Origin of the sequence: Pseudonocardia sp. (genome assembly GCF_050250275.1) — a bacterium.
GTDB lineage: Bacteria > Actinomycetota > Actinomycetes > Mycobacteriales > Pseudonocardiaceae > Pseudonocardia.
In genome coordinates this window covers 1-23,662 of the sequence record NZ_JBFWOY010000024.1, presented here as the reverse complement: position 1 = coordinate 23,662, position 23,662 = coordinate 1, and the positions used below count along the sequence as shown (strand labels likewise).

25 protein-coding genes are annotated in these 23,662 nt (G+C 73.5%); 15 read left to right on the top strand and 10 right to left on the bottom strand.

What is annotated here, in order from left to right; genetic code table 11:
- Positions 1–92: 92 nt before the first annotated feature.
- On the bottom strand, positions 93–863 hold the full coding sequence (locus tag AB7F12_RS21035; protein WP_428497270.1) for a siderophore-interacting protein: 771 nt from the start codon (positions 861–863) through the stop codon (positions 93–95).
- A 23-nt stretch (positions 864–886) separates the two neighbouring features.
- On the bottom strand, positions 887–1,498 hold the full coding sequence (locus AB7F12_RS21030) for a TetR/AcrR family transcriptional regulator (RefSeq protein ID WP_428497269.1): 612 nt from the start codon (positions 1,496–1,498) through the stop codon (positions 887–889).
- An 83-nt stretch (positions 1,499–1,581) separates the two neighbouring features.
- On the opposite strand from AB7F12_RS21030, the gene AB7F12_RS21025 reads away from it, so the two are divergent.
- The 6 genes from AB7F12_RS21025 to AB7F12_RS21000 all read left to right on the top strand — a co-directional run bounded on the left by AB7F12_RS21025 (position 1,582) and on the right by AB7F12_RS21000 (position 9,210).
- Positions 1,582–3,051, top strand: coding sequence for a flavin-containing monooxygenase (locus AB7F12_RS21025; RefSeq protein WP_428497268.1), 1,470 nt, complete (start codon positions 1,582–1,584; stop codon positions 3,049–3,051).
- Positions 3,052–3,067: 16 nt separating this feature from the next.
- Positions 3,068–4,021: an o-succinylbenzoate synthase gene (locus AB7F12_RS21020; protein ID WP_428497267.1), complete on the top strand. Its 954-nt coding sequence runs from the start codon at positions 3,068–3,070 to the stop codon at positions 4,019–4,021.
- A 156-nt stretch (positions 4,022–4,177) separates the two neighbouring features.
- Positions 4,178–5,122 carry an NAD(P)/FAD-dependent oxidoreductase gene (locus AB7F12_RS21015; protein WP_428497266.1) on the top strand — a complete coding sequence of 315 codons (945 nt, stop codon included), beginning with the start codon at positions 4,178–4,180 and terminating at the stop codon, positions 5,120–5,122.
- A 10-nt stretch (positions 5,123–5,132) separates the two neighbouring features.
- Positions 5,133–6,605 carry an FAD-binding oxidoreductase gene (locus AB7F12_RS21010; RefSeq protein ID WP_428497265.1) on the top strand — a complete coding sequence of 491 codons (1,473 nt, stop codon included), beginning with the start codon at positions 5,133–5,135 and terminating at the stop codon, positions 6,603–6,605.
- Between the two features lie 39 nt (positions 6,606–6,644).
- On the top strand, positions 6,645–8,162 hold the full coding sequence (locus AB7F12_RS21005; protein WP_428497264.1) for a CHAD domain-containing protein: 1,518 nt from the start codon (positions 6,645–6,647) through the stop codon (positions 8,160–8,162).
- 25 nt (positions 8,163–8,187) lie between these two features.
- On the top strand, positions 8,188–9,210 hold the full coding sequence (locus AB7F12_RS21000; protein ID WP_428497263.1) for a PHP domain-containing protein: 1,023 nt from the start codon (positions 8,188–8,190) through the stop codon (positions 9,208–9,210).
- A 76-nt stretch (positions 9,211–9,286) separates the two neighbouring features.
- On the opposite strand, the gene AB7F12_RS20995 is transcribed toward AB7F12_RS21000, so the two are convergent.
- The 4 genes from AB7F12_RS20995 to AB7F12_RS20980 form a co-directional block, all read right to left on the bottom strand.
- Positions 9,287–9,853, bottom strand: a complete 567-nt coding sequence (locus AB7F12_RS20995) for a DUF1707 SHOCT-like domain-containing protein (protein WP_428497262.1) — start codon at positions 9,851–9,853, stop codon at positions 9,287–9,289.
- 45 nt (positions 9,854–9,898) lie between these two features.
- On the bottom strand, positions 9,899–10,312 hold the full coding sequence (locus tag AB7F12_RS20990) for a cupin domain-containing protein (protein ID WP_428497261.1): 414 nt from the start codon (positions 10,310–10,312) through the stop codon (positions 9,899–9,901).
- A 237-nt stretch (positions 10,313–10,549) separates the two neighbouring features.
- Positions 10,550–11,515 (bottom strand): carbohydrate kinase family protein, encoded by a 966-nt coding sequence (locus tag AB7F12_RS20985; RefSeq protein ID WP_428497260.1) that lies wholly within the window; start codon positions 11,513–11,515, stop codon positions 10,550–10,552.
- A 3-nt stretch (positions 11,516–11,518) separates the two neighbouring features.
- Positions 11,519–12,028: an SRPBCC family protein gene (locus AB7F12_RS20980; protein ID WP_428497259.1), complete on the bottom strand. Its 510-nt coding sequence runs from the start codon at positions 12,026–12,028 to the stop codon at positions 11,519–11,521.
- Positions 12,029–12,109: 81 nt separating this feature from the next.
- Between AB7F12_RS20980 and AB7F12_RS20975 the strand changes: the two genes are divergently transcribed.
- The 4 genes from AB7F12_RS20975 to AB7F12_RS20960 all read left to right on the top strand — a co-directional run bounded on the left by AB7F12_RS20975 (position 12,110) and on the right by AB7F12_RS20960 (position 15,470).
- Positions 12,110–13,114: a CobW family GTP-binding protein gene (locus tag AB7F12_RS20975; RefSeq protein WP_428497258.1), complete on the top strand. Its 1,005-nt coding sequence runs from the start codon at positions 12,110–12,112 to the stop codon at positions 13,112–13,114.
- Between the two features lie 35 nt (positions 13,115–13,149).
- Positions 13,150–14,268 carry an alpha/beta hydrolase gene (locus tag AB7F12_RS20970; protein ID WP_428497257.1) on the top strand — a complete coding sequence of 373 codons (1,119 nt, stop codon included), beginning with the start codon at positions 13,150–13,152 and terminating at the stop codon, positions 14,266–14,268.
- A gap of 67 nt (positions 14,269–14,335) precedes the next feature.
- Positions 14,336–15,013, top strand: a complete 678-nt coding sequence (locus tag AB7F12_RS20965) for a hypothetical protein (protein ID WP_428497256.1) — start codon at positions 14,336–14,338, stop codon at positions 15,011–15,013.
- Between the two features lie 136 nt (positions 15,014–15,149).
- A complete protein-coding gene (locus AB7F12_RS20960) occupies positions 15,150–15,470 on the top strand; it encodes a putative quinol monooxygenase (protein WP_428497255.1) in 321 nt (106 codons plus the stop codon).
- A 97-nt stretch (positions 15,471–15,567) separates the two neighbouring features.
- On the opposite strand, the gene AB7F12_RS20955 is transcribed toward AB7F12_RS20960, so the two are convergent.
- Positions 15,568–16,224 (bottom strand): O-methyltransferase, encoded by a 657-nt coding sequence (locus AB7F12_RS20955; protein ID WP_428497254.1) that lies wholly within the window; start codon positions 16,222–16,224, stop codon positions 15,568–15,570.
- A gap of 82 nt (positions 16,225–16,306) precedes the next feature.
- Here AB7F12_RS20955 and AB7F12_RS20950 point away from each other — a divergent pair, with 82 nt between their 5' ends.
- Complete coding sequence (locus AB7F12_RS20950) at positions 16,307–17,230, top strand: LysR family transcriptional regulator (RefSeq protein ID WP_428497253.1); 924 nt, start codon at positions 16,307–16,309, stop codon at positions 17,228–17,230.
- A gap of 12 nt (positions 17,231–17,242) precedes the next feature.
- On the opposite strand, the gene AB7F12_RS20945 is transcribed toward AB7F12_RS20950, so the two are convergent.
- Together AB7F12_RS20945 and AB7F12_RS20940 are read right to left on the bottom strand one after the other, a co-directional pair.
- Positions 17,243–17,554 carry a TfoX/Sxy family protein gene (locus AB7F12_RS20945; RefSeq protein ID WP_428497252.1) on the bottom strand — a complete coding sequence of 104 codons (312 nt, stop codon included), beginning with the start codon at positions 17,552–17,554 and terminating at the stop codon, positions 17,243–17,245.
- A gap of 175 nt (positions 17,555–17,729) precedes the next feature.
- Positions 17,730–18,386 (bottom strand): TetR/AcrR family transcriptional regulator, encoded by a 657-nt coding sequence (locus AB7F12_RS20940; RefSeq protein ID WP_428497251.1) that lies wholly within the window; start codon positions 18,384–18,386, stop codon positions 17,730–17,732.
- Between the two features lie 243 nt (positions 18,387–18,629).
- Between AB7F12_RS20940 and AB7F12_RS20935 the strand changes: the two genes are divergently transcribed.
- The gene (locus AB7F12_RS20935) at positions 18,630–19,358 is read left to right on the top strand and encodes a TetR/AcrR family transcriptional regulator (RefSeq protein WP_428497250.1); all 729 of its coding nucleotides are present in this window, start codon (positions 18,630–18,632) and stop codon (positions 19,356–19,358) included.
- Between the two features lie 95 nt (positions 19,359–19,453).
- Here the strand turns inward: AB7F12_RS20935 and AB7F12_RS20930 are convergent, their stop codons facing one another.
- Positions 19,454–20,119 carry an antibiotic biosynthesis monooxygenase family protein gene (locus tag AB7F12_RS20930; protein WP_428497249.1) on the bottom strand — a complete coding sequence of 222 codons (666 nt, stop codon included), beginning with the start codon at positions 20,117–20,119 and terminating at the stop codon, positions 19,454–19,456.
- A 513-nt stretch (positions 20,120–20,632) separates the two neighbouring features.
- Between AB7F12_RS20930 and AB7F12_RS20925 the strand changes: the two genes are divergently transcribed.
- The 3 genes from AB7F12_RS20925 (at position 20,633) to AB7F12_RS20915 (ending at position 23,346) form a co-directional block, all read left to right on the top strand.
- Positions 20,633–21,226 (top strand): Dps family protein, encoded by a 594-nt coding sequence (locus AB7F12_RS20925; RefSeq protein WP_428497248.1) that lies wholly within the window; start codon positions 20,633–20,635, stop codon positions 21,224–21,226.
- Positions 21,227–21,322: 96 nt separating this feature from the next.
- Positions 21,323–23,020: an aa3-type cytochrome oxidase subunit I gene (gene ctaD, locus AB7F12_RS20920; protein ID WP_428497247.1), complete on the top strand. Its 1,698-nt coding sequence runs from the start codon at positions 21,323–21,325 to the stop codon at positions 23,018–23,020.
- Entirely contained in the window at positions 23,017–23,346 is a 330-nt protein-coding gene (locus AB7F12_RS20915; RefSeq protein WP_428497246.1) for a hypothetical protein, read from the top strand. Before ctaD ends, AB7F12_RS20915 begins: the two co-directional genes overlap by 4 nt.
- The last annotated feature ends 316 nt before the right edge of the window (positions 23,347–23,662 follow it).

Below are 23,662 nucleotides of genomic sequence, written 5' to 3'. Positions count from 1 at the left end.
CCGGTCATGCTGGCCAGGCTCGCGCGCGGGACTGTGCCCGTGCTGGGCGGATTCTGTGCGTCACCCGTGCGCCGTCGGTGGTGTCCTGCCCGTCACGTCCCGCTGCCGCCCGTGGCCGGGCGGGCCCGCCAGTAGCCCGTCGCGTAGACGCGGCGGCGGTCGAGGCGACGGTCGTCGAGGAGGTGTCTGCGCAGGTCCCGGACGGCGGCGGACTCCCCGGCGAGCCACGCCTGGCCGCCGGCTGCCGGTAGCTCGGCGGTACGCACCGCCGCGACGAGCTGCTCGCCCGCCGCCGCGTCGCCGCGGTGCACCCACGCGACGCGGGCGTTCGCGGGCAGGTCCTGCTGCTCGGCGGCGTCGGCGACCTCGAGGAACGCCAGCACCGGTCCGGTGAACCCGGCGAGCTCCTCCAGGACGGTCGCGACGGCGGGCAGCGCGCTCTCGTCGCCGATGACGACGTGGAACTCCGCCGCCGGGTCGGGCTCCCAGCGCCCACCGGGCTCGGAGACCCCCACCCACGCGCCCGGCTCGGCCGCCCGTGCCCACGCGGCGGCCGGGCCGTGGCCCTCGTGCAGGACGAAGTCGATGTCGAGCTCGCCGGCGGCGGCGTCGAAGCGGCGGACGGTGTAGGTGCGGATCGTCGGGCGTGCCTCGCCGGGCGGCCACACCGGCCCGCCCGTGCTCGCGCGCGGCACCGCGGGGCGGTCCTGGCCGTGGACGGGGAAGAACATCTTGACCCGGCGGTCGGGACCGTCGCCGGGGAAGCCCGTGAGCTCGTCGCCGGCGAGGGTCACGCGGATCATCTTCGGCGTGATCCGGGTGCTGCGGCGCACCTGCAGCAGCCGGGGTGGGGTCATCGTCATCGCCGGACATTCTGCCGACCGGGTCAGGAGGGCCGGTGCGCCAGCCCCGTCCAGACGAGATCCATGAGGTACTCGGTGGCGTCGGCGGCGCTCGTCCGGGGCTGTCCGTCGGGGCCGGCGCCGCGCCACAGGGCGAGCCGCTCGCACGCGCCGACGATGACGTGCGCCCACCCGGCGAGCCGCTGCGGCGACGTGCCCGGGGCCTGGACGGCGAGCAGACCGGCGATGAAGTCGGTCTGCTGGGCCCGGATCCCCTCCAGTGCGGCCGCGGCGGCCTGTGACACCGACGCCTCGGAGTAGAGCAGCGACCACGACGGTTTCCGGGAGTCGAGATGGGAGAAGAACGCGAGGGTGCCGCGGCGCAGCATGTCCTCGGGGCCGTCGGCGGCGGCTGCGGCGGCCGTGGTGACCTCGAGCAGCTCGGTGCGCACCCGCGCGATGCAGGCCAGCAGCAGCCCTTCCTTGGAGCCGAAGTGGCTGTACAGCACGGGTTTGGTGACGCCGACGACCTCGGCGACGGCGTCCATCGACGCGTTCTGGTACCCACGTCCGGAGAACACCGTGACCGCGGCGTCGAGGATCTGCCGCTCCCGCTCGGCGCGGGCGACGCGGCGCCGGGGCGGGCGGGTCTGCATGCCGGCAGACCCTACCGGCGCTAAGTTACCGATGGTAGGTTACCGGCGGTAACAGCACCGTGGGCAACGCAGGAGGGGCAGGCATGGAGGAGCGCAGCGCGGCGACCGTCACCGTGGACACCGCCATCGTCGGCAGCGGGTTCGCGGGCCTCGGCATGGCCGTCAAGCTCGACGAGGCCGGCCGGCGCGACTGGCTGATCCTCGAGAAGGGCGACACCCTCGGCGGCACCTGGCGCGACAACGAGTACCCGGGCTGCGCCTGCGACGTCGAGTCGCACCTGTACTCCTTCAGCTTCCGGCAGAACCCGGCCTGGACCCGCACCTTCGCCCGCCAGCCCGAGATCCGCGCCTACCTGGAGGACGTCGCCGACCACTACCGGCTGCGCAGCCGCATCCGCCTCGGCGCCCACGTCACCGGCGCCGAATGGGACGGGACGGCCTGGGACGTGCGCCTCGCGGACGGCACCGCGATCCGCGCCCGCTTCGTCGTCTTCGGCACCGGCGCCCTGCACGACCCGTCGATCCCCGACATCGAGGGCCTCGACCGCTTCGCCGGCACCGCCTTCCACTCCGCACGGTGGGACCACACGCACGACCTGCGCGGCAGGCGCGTCGCCGTCATCGGCACCGGCGCGAGCGCCATCCAGTTCGTGCCCGCGATCGCGCCGGACGTGGAGTCCCTCACCCTCTTCCAGCGCACCGCCCCCTGGGTGCTCCCCAAGGCCGACAAGCCGATCCCCGACGACGCCCGCCGCCGCTACCGGCGCTTCCCGCTGCTGCAGCGCCTCGCCCGCACCGCCATCTACTGGCGCCACGAGGTGCTGGTCGCGGGGTTCATGAACCCGCGGCTGATGCGGGTGATCGGTCGCGTCGCCACCACCTACCTCGACCGGTCGTTCGCGCAGGACCCGGCGCTCAAGGCCAGGCTCACCCCAGACTTCACCATCGGCTGCAAGCGGATCCTGCTGTCCAACGACTACTACCCGGCCCTGCGTCGCGACAACGTCCACGTCGAGACCACGGGTATCGCTCGGATCACCGAGACCGGCGTCGTCACCACCGACGGTGTCGAGCACCCCTGCGACACCATCGTCTTCGGGACCGGGTTCAGGATCGCCGACAGCCTGTCCCGCATGACGATCACCGGCCGCGACGGTGCCAAGCTCGGCGACGCCTGGCGCGGTGGCATGGAGGCCCTGCTCGGTACCACCGTCGCCGGCTTCCCGAACCTGTTCCTGCTGACCGGGCCGAACACCGGGCTCGGGCACAGCTCGATGGTGCTGATGATCGAGTCCCAGATCCCGTACGTCCTGGACGCGATGAACACCGTCGACACGCACGGGGCCGCCGCCATCGACACCGTCCGCGAACGCCAGGACGACTACAACACGGCGATCCAGGCCAAGCTCGACAAGGCGGTGTGGAGCCAGGGCGGCTGCGGCAGCTGGTACCTCGACGAGCACGGCCGCAACCGCACCCTGTGGCCCGGTGCGACGTTCACCTACCGCCGCCGCACCCGCCGCATCGACCCCGCCGACCACGTCCTGCTGTGAGCCGTACCGTCTGACCGTGCAGGCCTTCACCTACTCCATCCCCATGACGACGCGGTTCCGCGGCATCACCGTCCGCGAGGGGATGCTGGTCGAGGGGCCCGCGGGGTGGGGTGAGTTCTGCCCGTTCCCGGAGTACGACGACGCCGAGGCCGCGCGCTGGCTCGCCGCCGCCCTGGAGGCGGCCCACGACGGCTGGCCCGCGCCCGTGCGCGACGCCGTCCCCGTCAACTGCATCGTCCCCGCCGTCGGACCGGAGCAGGCGCAGGCGATGGTGCGTGCCTCCGGCTGCGGGACGGCCAAGGTCAAGGTCGCCGACGAACCCGGCTCGCTGCCCGCCGACCTCGACCGCGTCGCCGCCGTGCGCGACGCGCTGGGCCCCGGCGGCGCGATCCGGATCGACGCCAACGCCCGCTGGGACGTCGACGAGGCCGTCACCGCGATCCGCGCGCTCGACCGGGCGGCCGGCGGGCTGCAGTACGTCGAGCAGCCCTGCGTCTCCGTCGAGGAGCTGGCCGCGGTGCGCAGGCGGGTCGCGGTCCGCATCGCCGCCGACGAGGCCATCCGCCGCGCCGAGGACCCCCTCACCGTCGACGTCACCGAGGCCGCCGACGTCGCGATCCTCAAGGTCGCCCCCCTCGGCGGAGTGCGCCGGGCGCTGGCCGTCGCCGAGGCCTGCGGGCTGCCGTGCGTGGTGTCGTCGGCGTTGGAGACCAGTGTCGGCCTGGCCGCCGGGATCGCGCTGGCCGCCGCGCTGCCGGAGCTGGAGTTCGCCTGCGGGCTCGGGACGGTCGCGCTGCTGCGCCAGGACGTCGTCGACGAGCCGCTGCACCCGGTCGGCGGCATGCTGCCGGTGCTCCGCCGGGCCCCGCAACCGGTGCGGCGCGGGGCGCTCGCCGCCGACGCCGGGCGCACCGCGTGGTGGGACGCCCGGCTGGCCCGGGTCTCGGCGCCGCCCGCCGCCCGCTCCTGACCGCCGTCCCCCGACGGGCGGGTGGGAACCCCGACCCGGGCCGGCGCGCGGCGGGCGGACCGGCGGCCGGTCCCCGAACAGGGGCGACCTCTCGTCGTGCGGGGAACCCGGCGGTGATCGTCAGCCGGATCCCGTCGGGGTTAGGGTGGCCTGGTCGTGTCCGTAGTGGTCGTCGGGGCCGGACTGGCCGGAATCGCCTGCGCCGCCGAGCTGGTGGCAGCGGGTGTCGACGTGCGCGTGCTCGACCGCGCCGACCACGTCGGCGGCCGGATGGCCACCCGCATCGTCGACGGCCGGGCGGTCGACACCGGCGCCGCCTACTTCACCGTGCGCGACCCCGGGTTCGCCGAGGTCGTCGCCCGGTGGCGCACCGCGGGCCTGGCCCGCCCGTGGACACCGGAGCTGGCCGTGCTCAGCGGCGACGGGCCGGGGCGCTCGCCGGGCCCGATGCGGTGGTCGGCGCCGCAGGGGCTGCGCAGCCTCGTCGAACACCTGGCGTGCGGGCTCCCGGTGCAGCTCGGCCGGAACGTGCGCCGCGTCGGCCCGGGGCCGACCGTCGACGGGCGACCCGCGGGCACCGTCGTCCTCGCGATGCCCGACCCGCAGGCGGTGCGCATCCTCGACCCGGGCCTGGCGGCGCACGCCGCGGCGGCGGGGCGCAGGTGGCGGCCCGTGCTGGCGGTGGCGGCGGGGTTCGCGACGCGGTCGTGGGAGCCGCTGCCCGCGGCCTTCGTCAACGGCCATCCGGTCCTCTCCATGGTGGCCGACGACGGCGCCCGCCGCGGCGACGCGGCCCCGGTCCTGGTGGCGCACACGACGTCCGCGATGGCCCGTGCGCACGACGCCGATCCCGACGCCGCGATCCCCGAGGTGCTCGCCGCGGTGTCGGAGCTGCTGGCCGTGCACGACGAACCGGTGTGGACGCGCGTCTACCGCTGGCGGTACGCGGCGCCGGAGAGCGACCGGGACGAGCCGTTCCTGCTCGGCGACGACGGCGTCGCGCTCGCGGGCGACGGCTGGGGCAGCTCGCGGATCGAGACGGCGTGGCGCTCGGGGACGCTGCTCGGCCGGGAGCTGGCCCGCAGGCACGCCGCGACGTAGCGTCGGGGGAATGGTGGACACCGCGGAACCCGTCCCGCCACTCGACCGGCCCTTCGGCGACGACCGGCCCGCCCGGCTGGCCACGCTCGACGCGGACCCCGCCGCCGAGGCGGTCCTCGCGGAGCTGCGCGCCGCGCTGCCGGCGGACCGGCTGCTCACCGATGCCGACACCATCGGCCCCTACGTCCACGACGAGGCGGAGTGGGCCGAGTACGGCACCCCCGTCGCGGTGGTCCGCCCCCGTACCACCGACGAGGTCGTGGTGGTGGTGCGCAGCTGCGCCCGCCATCACGTCGCCGTCGTCCCGCGCGGGGCGGGGACGGGCCTGTCGGGCGGTGCGAACGCCGTCGACGGCTGTCTGGTGCTGAGCCTGGAGCGGATGAACGAGATCGTCGAGATCGACCCGGGGGAGCGGCTCGCGGTCGTGCAGCCCGGCGTGGTCAACGACCATCTGCGCGCCGCCGCCGCGACGCAGGACCTCTGGTACCCGCCCGACCCCGCGAGCGCGCCGTGGTCGACGATCGGCGGCAACGTCGCCACCAACGCCGGCGGGCTGTGCTGCGTGAAGTACGGCGTGACCCGCGACTACGTGCTCGCCCTCGAGGTCGTCACCGCGGCCGGAGAGGTCGTGCGGGTCGGACGGCGCACGGCGAAGGGCGTCGTCGGCTACGACCTGGCGGGCCTGATGGTGGGCTCCGAGGGGACGCTGGGTGTGATCACCGAGGTCACCGTGCGGCTGCGGCCGTTGCGCACGACGACGCCGCGCACCGTCGTCGGCTTCTTCGACTCGCTCGCCGACACGGGTGCCGCGGTCGCCGCCGTCACCGCGGCGGGCCTGCAACCGGCGGTGTTCGAGCTGATCGACCGGCACAGCCTGCGGGCGGTCAACGAGTGGCGCAACGCGGGCCTGCCCGAGAACGCGGCGGCGCTGCTGCTCGCGCAGACCGACCTCCCGGAGCCCGCCGCGACCGCCGAGGCCGAGGGCATCCTCGCCGCGTTCGAGGCGTGCGGGGCGAAGGACGCGACGATCTCGACCGACGAGGTCGAGGCCGACGCCCTGTTCGAGGCCCGGCGGATGGTGTACCCGGCGCTGGAGCAGCGCGCCGACGCCGTCCTCACCGAGGACGTCTGCCTGCCGCGCCGCCGGCTCGCCGACATGCTCGCCGAGGTCGAACGCATCGGGCAGCGCCACGACACGTTCATCGCCAACGTCGCCCACGCCGGCGACGGCAACCTGCACCCGTTGATCATTGTCGACCGCCACGACGAGGACGCCCGCCGACGTGCGCAGTCGGCGTTCGAGGAGATCATCGACGCCGCGATCGCGCGCGGCGGCACCGTCACCGGTGAGCACGGCGTCGGCCTGCTCAAGCGTGCCGGGATGCGCCGCGAGCAGTCACCCCAGGTGCTGTCGATGCAGCGGGCGATCAAGGCAGCGCTCGACCCGCTGGGAATCCTCAATCCCGGAAAGGTCGTCGGCTGATGTCCGGTTAGGGACGCGATCGAACGGGCACGGACCTGTATGGGTTCCGCCACCGACCTCGCGTCGGCCACCCGCAGGTTCCGTGCCCCCGCCGGGGCGAGCGCACCCCGGCTGAGCGGGTTGCGGGGGGTGACCGCGGCCGCCGACCCGGCTGTCGTCGCCGAGACGCAGCGCTACGACACCGACGACCTCCGCCTCGCCGCCGCCGGCATCCGCCTCGAGCTCGCCACGGGCCCCGACGATGCGCAGTGGCGGCTCACACTGCCCGGTGAGGACGACGTGATCCGGCTGCCCGCGACGGTGCCCGACGTCGAGGGCGCCGACCCGCACAGCCCGCCCGCCGAGCTCGACGAGCTGGTCCGCGGCGTCCGCCGCGACCGGTCACTGCGCCCGGTCGCCCGGGTGCGCACCGTGCGCACGACGACCCGGCTGCTCGCCTCCGGTGTCCTACGGGCGACCCTCGACCGCGCGGACGTGTCGGTGGCGACGCTGGGCGACTCGACGACCGTCGACACCTGGACGGAGTTCGCGCTGCACCCGCCCGCCCGTGGCGCGGCGCTGGCCGCGGAGCTGGAACGCCGCCTCGGCGATGTCGGGGCCGTCGCCGCCGGCCCCGCCGCCGACGACCGTGTCGACGAGCTGCTGGCCCCGGCCCGGCCACGACGGGTGCGTCGGGGGAAGAAGGGCACGGCCGGGCGGGTTCTGGTCGACTACCTCGCCGCGCAGGTCGACGCCCTCGCCGCGCAGGACATCCGGGTACGTCGCGACGAGCCCGACGCCGTCCACCAGATGCGGGTCGCGTCGCGGCGGCTGCGCAGCGCCCTGCAGGCCTACCGTCCGCTCGTCGACCGCGAGCGCACCGACCCGCTCGTCGACGAACTGCGCGACCTCGGCCGGACACTCGCCCCGGCGCGTGACGCCGAAGTGCTGCGGGAACGGATCAGCGCCGGGATCTCCGGGCTCGACCCGGCCCTGGTGCTGGGCCCGGTGCAGGCGCAGGTCACCAGGCACTTCGCCCGGATCGAGGCCGAGGCCCGCGCGGCCGTACTGGCCGAGCTCGACGGTGACCGCTACGCCCGGCTGCGCACCGCGCTCGACGACCTCCTTACCGACCCGCCCCTCTCGCCGCGCGCGCAGAAGCCCGCCGGGAAGGAGCTGCCCAGGGTCGCCGCGAAGACGGCACACCGGCTGGAAAAGGCCGTGGCGCGCATGGAGTCCGACGAGTCGGACGACGCGATCCACCGCGTCCGCAAGGACGCCAAGCGGATGCGCTATGCCACCGAGCTCGCCCGGCCCGCCGCCCCGCGCAAGCAGGTGAAGGCGTTCCGCACGGGACTCAAGGGGCTGCAGACCGCGCTCGGTGAGCACCAGGACTCGGTGGTCTCCCGGGAGGCGTTGCGCGAGCTGGGCGCCCAGGCCCACGCCGCCGGCGACAACGGGTTCACCTTCGGTGTCCTGCACGGCCACGACAGCGCCGCGGCCGCGCTCGTCGAGGCCCGGCTGCCCGGGCTGTGGGACGTCGCCTGGAAGAAGAAGGCACGCCGCTGGCTGCGGTGACCGGTCGGCGACGACAATCGTCGACGTGAGCGAGCCCCGCGACCCCGTCGCCGACCTGCGCCGCATCGCGTTCCTGCTGGAACGCGCACACGAGTCCACGTACCGCGTGCGCGCGTTCCGGGGGGCGGCGTCGGTGCTGCGCCGCAAGCCCGCCGAGGAGCTGGCACGGCTCGCGGAGTCGGGCGAGCTCGTCCGGCTCAAGGGCGTCGGGGAGGTGACGGCGCGCTGCGTCGAGGAGTCGCTCACCGGCGAGGAACCCGTCTACCTGCGGCGGCTGCGCGCCACCGAGGACACCCCGCTCGACGAGGCGGCCATGATCCTGCGCGAGGCGCTACGCGGCGACTGCCACTCCCACACCGACGCCTCCGACGGCGGCTCCCCGCTGGCGGAGATGGTCGAGACCGCCATCGAGCTGGGCCACGACTACCTCGTCATCACCGACCACTCGCCGCGGCTCACCGTCGCGAACGGGCTCTCCGCCGACCGGCTGCGCGCCCAGCTCGACCAGATCGCCGCCCTCAACCAGGCCCTCGACGGCCGGTTCCGGGTGCTCACCGGGATCGAGGTCGACATCCTCGACGACGGCGCCCTCGACCAGGAGGCCGAGCTGCTCGACCGGCTCGACGTCGTCGTCGCCAGCGTGCACTCGAAGCTGCGGATGGCGAAGCCGGAGATGACCGCGCGGATGCTCGCGGCCGTCGCCAACCCGCTCGTCGACGTGCTCGGGCACTGCACCGGCCGGATGGTGACGGGCCGGCGCAAGCGACCCGAGTCGGAGTTCGACGCCCCCGAGGTGTTCGCGGCCTGCGCCGAGAACGGGGTCGCCGTCGAGATCAACTCCCGGCCCGAGCGGCTCGACCCGCCCAAGCGGCTCCTGCGCCTGGCCGTCGAGGCGGGGTGCGAGTTCACGATCGACACCGACGCTCACGCCCCCGGCCAGCTCGACTGGCTCGACAACGGCGTCACCCGCGCGGTGGCGTGCGAGGTCGACCCGGCGAAGGTCCGCAACACCTGGGCCGCCGACGACCTCGTGGCCGCCCACGCGTAGCTCGGCCACCCGCGCGCAACCGCACTGCTCTCCCGGGCGCGAGACGCAGCGGTGAGGTTGCGCGCGGATCTCGTGCTCAGCCGCTGCGGAGCTTGGCGTCACCGATGAGCGAGAACACCCGGATACGGACGACCGGGGTGCCGGGGACGCGGGGGACCGGGGTGAGGTCGACGCGGCGGTCGCCGAGCAGCGTGAAGCCCACCAGCTCGGCCTCGACGCCGTCGGGCACGACGACCTCGGTGTCGCCGATGAGCGACCACACGTCGACGGTGACGGGTTCGGTGCCCTGTTCGGTGACGACGGCGCCGCGCAGGTCGAGCTCGACGTCGCCGATGATCAGCACGGCGGTCGTCTTGCGGCGCAGGCCCCAGCGGCCGCGGCGGCGGATGTCGCCGATGATGCTGACGAGCGTCGAGCGGGCCGGGGAGGTGCTGCCGACGACGGGCGCGGCGGGCAGGTCGGCGACGATCGTGTCGAGCTCGCCGGAGCTCTGCGCCTTCCACACCAGCGACGCGCGGTCGGTGAACTCGTCGAGGGTGAGCCTGCCCTCGCCGACGGCGCGTTCGAGCTGGTCCTGGATGGTGCGGCGGGCCGGGTCGAGGGACTCGGGCGGGGTCTGGTCGGGAGGTTGCGCGACCGTCATGGCCGCCACCCTAGACCAGGTGCTGTCCGATTTGCCTGGAGCCGATCATGCGAGGGTGAAGTCGGCGAAGTCGAACCCGGGGGAGACGACGCAGCTGACGAGTGCGGGCTCGGAGCCGAGGAGGCGGGCGGTCTGCCACACGTCGGGCGGCACCTCGCGCTGGGGCAGCGCGCCGTCGCCGGGAGGGCCGAGGACGGCCTCGTCGGGCGCGCCCGGGGCGGAGCGGGTGCCGCCGAGCGCCAGGCCGACGCTGGAGCCCGCGTGCCAGCACCACAGCTCGGTGGATCGGACGCGGTGCCAGGCGGAGACGTCGTCGAGCAGGTAGAGGATCGCGGTGGCGGTGGGGCGTGGCCCGTGCGGGGTGGCGACGGTGCCGGGGGCGGTCCAGGTGCGCCGGTACCAGCCGCCCTCGGGGTGCGGGGTGAGGTCGAGCAGCCTGGCCAACGCGGGATCGGGCACGGGTGCGTGGTTACCGACTGCGCCGACGGGGCGCAAGTTCTCGTCGACATCGCCACGATCGAGGTACACGACCGGGTGGAAGGGTTCCCCGACGGTCACGGACTGGGGTGAAATGGGAGGCGTCGCGGGACGGAAGGGGCAGACGGTGTTCAAGTCGGTTTCGTCCCGTTCACCGGGTCCGCGACCCTTGGACGTGAGTGGCGGCGGGCGAAAGGATCTGGGGCCGTCCGCCGTCGCTCACGGCCCGCCCGGTGCTCCGGAGCGGGTCAGCTCGTCGGCCGTCGGCGGATCCGCCCCCCGGCGTGAGCAGGTGATCGCCGCGGCCCGGACGGCGGTGTCGAGCACCGTGTCGAGCTCGTCGGAGGCGATGGCGCGCAACGCCTCCCGTGCCGCGGCGCCGAGCAGGCCGCGCGTGTGCAGCCCCGCGAGCAGCGCGGCGGAGAAGGTGTCGCCGGCGCCGACGGTGTCGACGACCTCCACCGGTCGCCCCGGCAGCCGCGTCCGCAGACCGGACGCGGTTCCGGCGAGCGCGCCGTCGGCCCCCAGCGTCACCGCGACCACCGCCGCACCGCGCGCGAGCCAGTCGTCGACCACGGCCTCGTAGGCGGTGCCGGGCAGCAGCCAGTCGAGGTCCTCGGAGCTCACCTTCACCACGTCGGAGAGCTCGACCATCTCGTGCACGCCGGCGAGCACGTCGCCGCCCATCAGCAGCGGCCGGCAGTTGGGGTCGTAGCTGATCGTCGTGGTCGGGGCGGCCCGGCGGACCAGGTCGCGCAGCACCGCCGCCCCGGGCTCCGTCGTGAGCGCCAGCGACCCGGAGTGCAGGGCCACGACGGAGTCGTCCAGCACGCCGGCAAGCTCGGGCGCCCTCCACTGCCAGTCGGCCGTCCCGGCGACGCGGAAGTCGTAGTCGGCGACGCCCCGGGCATCGACCTCCACCACCGCCATGGACGACGGTTCGGCCGCCGCGACGGTGTGGCGCAGGTCGACGCCGTTGCCCTCCAGATGGGCACGCAGCCTGCGGCCGAGGAGGTCGTCGGCGAGCCGCGCGACCATCCGCACCGGTACGCCGAGCCGGGCCAGTCCGACCGCGGTGTTCGCGGGGCTGCCCCCGGGCGCGAGCTCGTGGTAACCGGCGACGGGCGCCGGCACGATGTCGACGAGCGCCTCGCCGGCGACGGCGACGACCCCGGCCGCGGACACGGGTCAGTCCTGGTCGGATCGCTCGATGGTGGCGGCACCCCCGGGGTCGGGCTCCGAGGACGCCTCGGGCTCCCCGGCCGCGATCCTCTCCAGGTTGGCGAGCACGCCGTCGAGGATGGCGGCGAGCGCCTTGGGGGCGAACCGGCGCTCGAAAAACCCGCCGACACCGCCCGCGCCCTGCCACGTCGAGGTGACCGTGACCGTGCAGGTGACGGGCGGGCCGGGAGTGACCTTCCACGTCGTGACCATGGTGGAGTTGCGGTCGGTCTCGACGATCTTGTCGTGCATCGGTAGCGAGACGTCGACGAGGACGTCGCGGGCCCGTTTGCTGGTGGCCTGCAACGTCCAGCCCGCGACCGTGCCCTCGCCGACGGTGCCGCTGTGCAGCACGTAGTCGCGGTAGTGCTCGGTGAGGATGCGCGGGCGGACCGTCTCGTAGTCGGCGAGCATGCGGCGGACCCGGAAGGCCGGGGCGGAGATCGTGCGCGTGGCGGTGGCGGTGACGTCGGCCATGCGCCACATCCTGCCGTCCGTGACGTGGGCGTCGCACAGTGGATCGCTCGCGTCGTGACAGGTCGTGATAGGCATTGCCGGATGCGCGGTCGTCGAATCCCGGTGCTCGTCCTCGCCGGGTTCCTGGGCGCGGGCAAGACGACACTGCTCAACCACCTGCTCGCGCACAGCGCGGACGTGCGGATCGGCGTGATCGTCAACGACTTCGGCAGCATCGGGATCGACGCGATGCTCGTCGGCGGGCAGGCCGACGGCGTCGTCCCGCTCGGCAACGGCTGCCTGTGCTGCGCCGTCGGCGAGGACGGTGTCCGGCCGCTGCTGGAGAAGCTGGCGGGCCCGGCGTCGGAGCTCGACGTGATCGTCATCGAGGCGAGCGGCATCGCCGAGCCCGGCGCGCTGGTGCAGCTGGTGCTCACCGCCGGCACGCCGCGGACGACGTTCGGCGGGCTCGTGCAGGTCGTCGACGCCGCCGAGTTCGAGGCCACCCGGGGCCGGCACCCGCAGGTCGAGGCGCACGTCGGGCTGGCCGACCTCATCGTGCTGAACAAGGCCGACCGCGTCGACCCGGCGACGCTGTGGCGGGTCCGGCGGGCGTGCCGGGAGGCCAACGGCCGGGCGCCGATCGTCCCGGCGAGCCGCGGCGTCGTCGACCCGGGTCTGCTGTTCGACATCCACGTCGTCCCCGGGCGGCAGCTGATGCTCGCCGGCGCCGCCGCCGACGACCACGCGAGCCATCTCCACGCCTCCTACGAGGCCGTCGAGTTCGTCACCGAGCGCCCGATCGACCCGCGGCGGCTCGTGGAGCTGCTCGACCGCAGACCCGCCGGCACGTACCGGGTCAAGGGGTTCGTCGACTTCGGTGTGGCCGGCCACCGGCAGCGGTTCGGGCTGCACGCAGTGGGCCGCTACCTGCGGTTCGACCGGACGCCGTGGCCGCGGGGCGAGCCGCGGCGCACGGGCCTGGAGTTCATCGGGTCGGGTGTGGACGGCGACGCGCTGCGGGCCGCGCTGCGGGCCTGCGAGCGCGCCGAGCCCGCCGGCGCCGACGACATGCTCCCTGTGCTGCGGTACACGTTCGACAGGTGAGCGTCCGGGTCGTACTCGGGAGTAACATAGCGGGTATGGTCCGTGCGTGGGCCCGGCTGCGGGCGTGGCGAGTGGCGTTGCGAGTCGTGTTCGGACTCCCGCGCCCGCTGAAACGCCTCATCGCGGGCCCGCCCGTCCGTATCGACGACCAGCAGCTCGACCTCGACCTCCAGCTGCTCAACCGCGTCGGGGAACTGCTGTCGTCGGAGAACGAGGACCGCCTCGGCGAGGCCGCCCTAGCCGAGCAGCGCCGCCAGGCCGACTTCGCCGCGGAGATCGTCGCCGTCGGGGCTCCCGACGACATCGAGACCGTCGACCTCACCGTCCCCGGGGCGGCGGGGCCGCTCGCCGCACGCCTCTACGTCCCGCCCGCGGTGGCGAGGACGTCGGGGATGGTCGTCTACTTCCACGGCGGCGGGTTCGTGCTCGGCAGCCTCGGCTCGACCGATCCGCTGTGCCGGCTGCTGGCCGCGCAGTCGCAGCTGCGGGTGCTCTCGGTCGACTACCGGCTCGCCCCCGAGCACCCCTACCCGGCCGCGCTCGACGACGCGATCGCCGCGTTCGCGCACATCGCCACCCACGCCGGCGAGTTCGGCGCCGACCCGGACCTGCTGGCAGTCGGCGGGGACAGCGCGGGGGCGAACCTGGCGCTGGTCGTGGCCCACCAGCGGGCCGCCGACGGGCTGCCCGGCCCGGCGTTCGTGCTGGCCATGTACCCGGCTACCGACGCCGAGCGCAGCGGTGGCTCCCGCGACCTGTTCGGCGCCGGTTTCGGTCTGACCGCCGAGTACCTGGCCGAGCTGGAACGCGCCTACCTGCCCGACGGCGTCCCCGACGACGACGCCCGCGGCGCCATCCTGCGCGCCGACGACCTGTCCGGGATGCCGCCGGTCTACCTGTCGACGGCCGGGTTCGACCCGCTGCGCGACGAGGGCGAGGAGCTGGTCACGAGGCTGCGCGACGCCGGTGTCCCGGTCCTGGCGCGACGGTTCAGCGGGCTCGTCCACGGCTACGCGAGCTTCACCGCGATCAGCGCCGCCGCCCGCGACGCCACCCTCGACGCCGCCAGCGCCGTCCGTGCGGGACTGTCGCTCGCCGTCCGTGACCGGGTCGCGGCGCGCGGTATGGAGCGTGTCACCCGCGCGGTCGGCTAACGCCGCGGCAGGATCGTCGATATCTGGTTGTAGCAGTCGGCTTTCACATGTGAACGGAACGAGCACGATGGAACGACCCGTCGCCGGGCGGCACCCCCTGCAGTCGTTGGTCCGTACCCGGCGGGGATTCGTCGTGTTCGACCCGCGGATCGTCGAGGGCACGCACTACTCCATCGACGACCACGGCGCGCTCGTCCACGACCGGGTGCCCGCGGGTGCCACCCTCGGGCTCGTCGTCGCCGCCGGGGCAGCCGGTGCGCTGTTCCTCGGGGAGGGCTGGTGGCGGCTGGCGTGGCTGGCCACCGGCCTGCTGGTCGGCGCGGTGCTGGCGGCGCTGCTGCTCGGGATCGTGCATCTGGTCGACAGCCCCGAGCGGCGCTACCGCAGGCTCACGGGCTCACGGCGGTTCAGCCGCACGGTGACCGACACCACCGACCCGTCGACGTGGCAGCTGTGCGTGCTGGGCTCGCGCGTCGCCGACAGCCGCGCGTGGCGGACCGGGCTCATCGACCCCGACCGGCTGCTCGGCCCGCTGCTCTGGTCGGCGGTCTCGGACGGGGGCTCGGCGGGGACGGTCCGCGACACGCTGACCGAGCTCGCCGACGTCGCCACCGAGCTGGACGCGACGGGGCCGGCCCCGGGGTGGCGGCGCAGCGACGTGGTCGTCCAGGACGACACCCTCGACCGCGTCGTCGTCCTGCGGGCCCGGGCCGACGCGCTCCGCGAGCGGCTGCGCTGCGCCTGACCCGTTGCGCGCGAACGTGCCTGATCATCACCCGGTGAGATTTTCGGTGTCGCCGGTGCTCCGGGTGGGCGCTACGGTCTGGGGCTGACGGCCGGCGTGCGCCGGCGACCTCCGAACGGCAAGGGAGCCCCATCCGATGATCTTCATCGCGCTCAAGGCGAAGATCCGCCCCGAGAAGCGGGACGAGTGGCTCAAGGGCATCGCGCAGTACACCGCTGACGTCAACGCCGAGCCCGGCTGCATCTCCTTCGAGTACTTCGAGAGCACGGAGCACCCGAACGAGTTCGCGATCCTCGAGTCCTTCGTGGACTCGGACGCGGGCTCCGCGCACGTCGCGACCGACCATGTGAAGAAGTTCTTCGAGTGGATGCCCTACCAGGTCGCCGAGCGTCCGAAGATCATCTACCAGGAGCTCGACGGCTGGAACGACATGGCCGAGGTCACCCCGGTCGACTGACCGTGCTCCCGGGTCCCGTCACGGCGGGACCCGGGGCGGCGGCGCAACCCGGAACGGTCGCGGGCCGGCCCCGGTGCCCCGGTGCGGGCGCGTGCGGCTACCGCTTGCGGACGATCGTGAGCCCGTCGGCAATGTGGATCATCGTGGCGTCGACGCGCTCGTCGCCGCGGATTCGGGCGTTGAGTGCCCGCACGGCCTCGGTGGTGTCGGCCGTGTCGGTGGGGTCGATCACCCGGGCGTGGTAGAGCACGTTGTCGACGAGGACGAGCCCGCCCGGCCTGACCCGCGGCACGACCTCCTCCCAGTACAGCGACTGGTTGAGGTAGTCGGCGTCGAGGAACACCAGGTCGTACACCGGTTCGACCGGCAGCGCCCGCAGGATGTCCAGGGCCCTGCCGAGGCGCAGCTCGATGCGGTCGGCCACCCCGGCCGCCGCCCAGTGGCGGCGCGCGATCGAGGTCCACTCCTCGCTCTCGTCGACACAGGTCAACCTCCCGCCGGGAGCCAGGTTCCGGGCGATGCAGATCGACGAGTACCCGGTGAAGGTGCCGATCTCCAGCGCGGTCCGCACCCCGGCCAGGGCCGTGAGCAGCGCGAGGAACGCGCCCTCGTCGACCGACACCTGGAACCGGGCCTCGCTGCCGAGCGTGGCCGTCTCGGCGATCAGGTCCTCCAGGACCTGGTCCGGCGGGGTGACGTGGGCCAGGAGATAGTCGTAGAGCTCGGCGGACATCGGCGTGGGCGTGCGCGTCATGATCGGAACCTACGGCGCCGTGCGCGACCGGCACCCCCCGAACGAGGGCGGGGCAGGGGGCACGGCCGCCTATGATCGCCGCGTGCCCGGCGACGTGCTCATCCGTCAGCTCGAGTACCTCGTCGCCCTGGGCCGCGAGCGGCACTTCGGCCGGGCCGCGGCGGCCTGCCACGTCAGCCAGCCGACGCTCTCGGCCGCGATCCGCAAGCTCGAGTCCGAGCTCGACGCCGTCATCGTCCTGCGGGGCAGGCGGTTCGAGGGGCTCACCGACGAGGGGGAGCGGATCCTCGGCTGGGCGCACCGCATCCTCGCCGAGCGTGACGCCCTCTACGCCGACCTCGACCGGATGCGCGACGGCATCACCGCGACGGCGCGCATCGGGGCGATCCCGACCGCGATCCCGGCGACCCCGTTGATCACCGACCTGTTCGGCAGGCGCAACCCGCTGGCGCGGGTACGGATCGAGGCGCTGCCGTCGCGGGAGATCAGCAGGCGGCTCTCCGAGTTCGAGCTCGACGCCGGCGTCACCTACCTCGACGACGAGACCCCGCCCGGCACCCGCCGCGTCGAGCTGTACCGGGAGCGCTACCTGCTGATGCTGCGCGAGGACGACCAGCACGCGGCCGCCGACGTCGTGACCTGGGAGGCGGCCGCCCGCATGCCGCTGTGCGCGTTGCCGCCGTCGATGCGCAACCGGCGCATCCTCGACGCGACGATGGCGTCGGTGGGGGAGCGGCTGAACCCGGTGGTCGAGGCCGACAGCGTCGACGGGCTGTACGCGCACGTCGCGTCGCGGCGGCTGGCCAGCATCGTCGCCCACACCTGGCTGCACGCGTTCGGTGTCCCGGCCGGGATGTGCGCGCGTCCCCTGGCCGAGATCCTGCCCCGGCCCGTCGTCGGCCTGATCGTGCCCGACCGTGAGCCCGCCTCGATCGTCGCTCAGGAGCTGGTCGACGTGGTGACGGGCGCCGACATCGCGCGCCGGCTCGAGGAGGCGGTCCCCTGAGGCCGCGGCTCGTCAGTCGTGCAGGGAGTCCTCCGCGCGCCGGACCCACGCGGCGAGGTCGTCGTCGCCGGTGACGGCGTCCGGGTCGACGACGACGAAGGCCGCCACGGTCCGCTCACCCATGCGCAGCGGCCGCACGTGCGGCTCGGCGAGCGTGGCGTCGCGCTGCGCGCGTCCGACGCGCACCATCAGCCCGTCACCGGTGACCCCGCAGCACATCCGGCCGCCCACGGCGAACGCGCGGCCGCCCACCATCCGCTTCTCGACGACGTCGGTCCGCCCGCTGAACAGGGCGCGCAGCCGGTCGAGCAGGGGGGCGTCCACCGGGGCAGCAGACCGGGTCCGCGGGGCGGCCGTCAAGCGACCCGCGTCACCTCGTCCCCGGAGCGCCCGCAGGCGCGTCGCTGCTGACCGGAGGAGCCCCGAATCGGAGAGGGGCAGTCATCACCCGGGCGGCGCTGCCGTTGCTGCGCGCCGGTACCCCGGGCGTGCGGGTGGGTCAGCCCGCGGCGTCGGACGCGGGTTTCGGCTCCGACGCGAGCGCTTCCACGTTGCGGATCGCCAGGTCGAGCGCGAGCGCCATCGGCTGCCCGCTGCGCCTGGTCTGGGAGAGGAGGTAGCCGCCCTGGTATGCGGCGACGAGGCCGGTGGCCAGGGCGGCGGCGTCGGCGTCGGGATCGATCTCGCCGCGCTCCTGCATCCGCGAGATCCCGGCGGTGAGGTAGGACTCCCAGTTCTGGAACGTGCCGTTGAGCAGTATGCGGGCGGGCTCGGAGCGGTCGGAGAGCTCGTTGGCGAGCGAGCCGATCGCGCAGCCGTTGGCGCCGTGGCGGGAGTCGACGAAGCGGACGACCGCATCGCGCCAGCGCCGCAGGCCCTGCAGCGAGCTGAGCTGTTCGAGGTGCGGTTCCTGCGCCTCCATCACCCGCGCGGCCTGCATCTTGATCACCGCGGTGACGAGGGCGTCCTTGTCGTCGAAGTAGTGGTAGAGCTGCGACTTGCTGGTGCCGGAGGCCTCGACGACCTGGTCCATGGTCGTGCCGGCGACGCCGTTGGCGTGCATCAGGTCGGCCGCGGCGCGGACGATGCGGTCGCGTGTGAGCGCACCGCGGGCGGTCAGACGCCGCAGTGGAGGCTCTGCCCCGGCACTCGTCACGGACGCGATCCTAGCTCGACGGCGTGATCGTGAACGTCGAGCACGAAAGTATGGACCGCTCAGTCTAGACGATTCGGGGCGCCGTGGCGATCCCGGCGCTGTCGTCGATATGGGCGGTTCCGCGACGTCGACATCGTGATCGAGAAGAAGCCGCTGTTCCGTGGGGGAGCGGGCGTTCGGGAGCCTTACGGTTTCCGGACGGGCAAAATAGACCGGCTGGTACGGGTTGGCTAGCATCCGTGCGTGTCGAGGCAGGAACCCGGGAGGCGCACCTCCGGACGAGCGCGCCGGCGGGCGGCGGTGCGGACCCGGATCGTCCGCGCCGCCGCCGAGGTCGTCGCGCGGTGCGGCGTCGCGGGGGCCACCGTGGAGCGGGTCTGCGCCGCCTCCGGGGTGAGCCGCTCGCAGGTCCGGCGCCACTTCCCCGCCGAGGGCTCGCTGCTCGACGCGGTGGTCGACCTCCACGTCACGGCCGTGCTCACCCGGCAGCACGCCGTGCTCGTGGGCCTGGCGTCCCCGCACGAGCTGCACGCGTGGGTCGAGGACCTGGTCGAGTCGAGCCGCGGGTGCCGGAGCGTGGGCAGGCTTCCGCTCGGGTTCGTGGTGACCCAGTTGGCCGAACGGTCCGACGCGGCGCGGGTCAAGCTCGACGACGCGTTCCGGGCGTGGCAGTCCTACCTGGCGTCGGCCCTGGGCCGGATGCAGGAAGGGGGCGCGCTCGACCCCGCCGCCGATCCGGGCGAGCTGGCCGTCGGCGTCGTCGCGGCGCTGCAGGGCGGGCTGCTCATGGCGCAGGTCGCGCGGAGCGACAAGCCGCTGCGGACGGCTCTGGAGCTGGCCGTCGGCAGCATCGTCGGGGCCGCGCCGGTCGCGTCACGGTGCGCGCCCCGTGGCGGGCGCGCCGCCCCGGCCCCGGTTCCCGCCGCCCCGGCTCCCGGCGCCGCGGCGCCCGCACGTCACGGGCGGTCGTGACCGGCGTCCCGGGCAGACCGGGACGTGTCGGGCGCACGAGCGCGCCACCTGCCGCGGTCGCCGACAGGGCGTCACCAGGGCGTCGCACGACCTCGTCAGGCCGGATCGACCGGGTAGTACTGAGGGGCTTCCTCGCGGTTGTACATGCTGTACCAGCGGATGATCCGCAGCCGGCGCACCCGCGGATCGCCGGGGAACGCGGCCGTCGACTCGAACGTCACGGCGGCGGCCGGGTCGTGCCACACGGTCCGCAGCAGGACGTGGCCGGGCGCCTCGACGGCCTCGTAGACGTCCCACGACGTCAGGCCGTCGGCGTCGAGGTCGAGACCGAGGTGCGCGGCGAGCTCGCCCGCGTCGCGCGTCGAGGCGTGGCGCACGCCCGGCACGCCGACGAGCACGGCGGTGTTCCCGGCGCCCGCGGCGGTCCCGTCGAACCGCTGCCCGGCGAGCACACCGCCGCCGGGCAGGCTCGTGTCGCGCGTGAGCTCGCCGGTGCGCACGGTGTAGTCGACGAAGATCTCGTCGCGCCCCGTCGTCTGGGCCAGCTGATGCCGTGGGTGCGTGCGCCAACGCACCAGCGCCTTCTCGTCCTGCCACGTCGAGAGCGAGAGGACCCAGCCGGGCCGGACGAGGCTCCGGTAGCGGTCGTGGGCGAGGAAGCCGGGCGTCGCGCGGAGGTCGTCGTCGAGCAGGGTCACCAGCTCCAGGTAGGTGTCCCGTCGATGCGGCTTCGGGTGGGCCTCGAACATCACCGCGAACATGCCCCTCCTCGATGTCGCAGCCCTCGTGTCCGCGGGTGCAGACGTGGACGATCGAGTCTAGAACATGAGGTCGGGGTGGGGTACGGGACGCCACCGCGCAGTGCCGCCCCGGCCGAGTGCCTTGTCGACGGGGGGAGCCGGCGGCCAGCCGTCCGCGTGCTGTCTCTGCAGGTAGGGCCGGGATAGTCGGGCCCACGGCGGTGCCGGATCGGTCGGCGGACGGCGGGTTCGACGTGGACCGCGCGGCGCTGCGGTTCCCCGAATTCTGCGCACCAAACCGACGCTCTGGACTGGAATCAGTCGTCCAGTTATGCTGCTGACCCTCGTGCAGTGGGCCCGATCCCGCGCGGGGATCGGCAGGAGTCGGGCCGACCACCGACAGGGAACAGCGGCTCGCCCGGACATCCCGGTGAGCCGGCTCCCCCCGACCGGACGCACTGCCACGACCGACCACCACCATCACCGCGGCGGGACCGACCGTCCGAACCCCGAGCGATCCGGAGGAGCCACCGAATGACCGCCACTCACGACACGACGGACCACGTCCCACCGTCGAGCCAGCCGTCGCTGCACCAGCACGGCGGAGGGGAGATCCAGAAGTTCGGAACCGTCAAGCAGTTCCCCCTCGGACTGTCCTACGACGCTCGCATGTACGCGGCCGAGAAGCTCAACCGGACCTTGGCCGACACCCAGATCCTCCACGCGCTCTACAAGAAGAGCCACTGGAACGTCCGCGGTGCGACGTTCTACCCGTTGCACCTGTTGCTCGACAAGCACGCCGACGAGCAGCTCGCCCTCGTCGACGCGATCGCCGAGCGCATCCAGAGCCTCGGTGCGGTGGCGGTGGGCGATCCGCGCCATGCCGCCGAGCTCACCTCCATCCCGCGATCGCCCGACGGTGTCGAGCAGGTGCCGGCGATGCTCTCCCGGCTGCTCGACGCGCACGAGACGATCCTGATCGACGCCCACAAGGCCGCGGCCAGGAGCGCCGAGCTGGGCGACGACGGGACGAACGACCTGCTCGTCTCGCAGGTCATCCGCACCGGGGAGCAGCAGTGCTGGTTCCTGGCCGAGCACCTGGTCGATGCGCCTCTCGTGCGTGTCTGACGGCCCGCGACCACCACGACGCGCCGGTGCAGGGGCCGTTGCCCAGGGCGCCGCACCCGCACCGTCGTCTCCCGAGAAGGCATCATGACCCGATCAATGTCAGTCCCGGTGACCCGGCCCGACCCGGGCCGGCGCCGCCCGGCGCGGGGCTCGGTGTTCCTCCGGCTGCTGCGGACCACCGACCCCAAGGACATCGCGGTCCTCTACCTGGTCACGTCGTTCGGGTTCTTCCTGGTCGGCGGGGCGATGGCGCTGCTGATCCGGGCGGAGCTGGCCCGCCCTGGGATGCAGTTCCTGTCCCCGGAGCAGTACAACCAGCTGTTCACGATGCACGGCACGGCCATGCTGCTGCTGTACGCGACGCCGATCCTGTTCGGGTTCGCCAACTACATCGTGCCGTTGCAGATCGGTGCCCCCGACGTCGCGTTCCCGCGGCTCAACGCCCTGTCGTACTGGCTGTTCCTGTTCGGGAGCCTGGTCGTCCTGTCCGGCTTCCTCACCCCGGGCGGGCCGGCGTCGTTCGGCTGGTTCGCCTACGCGCCGTTGCACTCGGCGCAGTTCTCCCCCGGCGCCGGGAGCGACCTCTGGCTCGCCGGTCTCATCGTCTCGGGCCTGGGCACGATCCTCGGTGGCGTCAACTTCATCACCACGATCGTCTGCATGCGCGCGCCCGGCATGACGATGTTCCGGATGCCGATCTTCACGTGGAACATCCTCGTGACGGCGATCCTGATCCTCGTCGCGTTCCCCGTGCTCACCGTGGGTCTTTTCGGGATGCTTGCCGACCGGCACCTCGGCGCGCACGTGTTCGACCCCGCCAACGGCGGCGCGATCCTGTGGCAGCACCTGTTCTGGTTCTTCGGCCATCCCGAGGTCTACATCGTCGCCATCCCGTTCTTCGGGATCGTCTCCGAGGTTCTGCCGGTGTTCAGCCGCAAGCCGGTGTTCGGCTACAAGGGGCTGGTGTACGCGACGATCGCCATCGCGGCGTTGTCGGTCGCGGTGTGGGCCCACCACCTCTATGCGACGGGTGCGGTGCTGCTGGCGTTCTTCTCCTTCACCACGTTCCTCATCGCGATCCCGACGGGTGTCAAGTTCGTCAACTGGATCGGCACGTTGTGGAAGGGAAGACTGACGTTCGAGACGCCGATGCTGTTCGCGCTCGGCTTCCTCGCGACGTTCCTGTTCGGTGGGCTGACGGGCATCCTGCTGGCCTCGCCGCCGTTGGACTTCCACGTCTCCGACAGCTACTTCGTGGTGGCGCACTTCCACTACGTGCTGTTCGGCACGATCGTGTTCGCGACGTACTCGGGCATCTACTTCTGGTTCCCGAAGATGACCGGCCGGATGATGGACGAGACGCTGGGCAAGGTCCACTTCTGGCTGACGTTCGTCGGCTTCCACACCACGTTCCTGGTGCAGCACTGGCTGGGCAACGAGGGCATGCCGCGGCGCTACGTGGACTACCTGCCCACCGACGGGTTCACCACGTTGAACACGGTCTCGTCGATCGGCGCGTTCGTCCTGGGTGCGTCGACGCTGCCGTTCATCTGGAACGTGTTCCGGTCCTACCGGTACGGCCGGGTGGTGACCGTCGACGACCCGTGGGGCTTCGGTAACTCGTTGGAGTGGGCCACGTCGTGCCCGCCGCCGCGGCACAACTTCACCGAGCTGCCGCGCATCCGTTCGGAGCGTCCGGCGTTCGAGCTGCACTATCCGCACCTCGTCGAGAGGTTCCGGCGCGAGGCCCACGGCGCGCGTCCTGCCCCCCTACCCGAGAGGAGAACGCCATGACCAGGCTGGGTGACATTCGCGTGTCCGACGGCGACGCTGTGGCCGCCGAGCACATCCGCACCGCACTGCTCGCGGGGACCTTCGTCTACGAGGACGGTTCCACCCAGACGTTCGAACCCTCGGGTGCGACCACGTACAACGATCGGGGCCGGCCGACCGAGGGCCGGTGGTATCTCGGCGACGACGGGCGGTTCTGCTCGTTCTGGCCGCCGGACTTCCGAGCCTGCTACGACCTGCACTGGATCGTCGACGACGAGGAGGTCGCCGGGCTGCGGTTCGTCCCGGACGGCCGCAGCCGTGGCTTCGCCGGTCGGTACCGGCGATGACATCGACCAGGCACGCACCGACCGGCACCGCCTGAGCGCAGGCACCCTGCCGTGTCCCCGGACAGTCCGGCCTCGCCCCGGGGGGAGCGAAGGCGCCGGTCCACGGACCTGGACCGGCGCGCGTGGGGCGCGGCCGGACACCCCCGAGGAGTCGGTACGGCGGGGGTGGTGGGTACGGCCGACCCCCGGGGGGGGTGTCTCTATGGGGTTGTCAAGCGGCTGCGGCCACTGGTGGCAGCGTCGGGACGCTCGGTGGTGCGTAGGGGCGCCGGTCGCGGAGCATGGCGTAGATGACGTCGGTGCGGCGGCGAGCGAG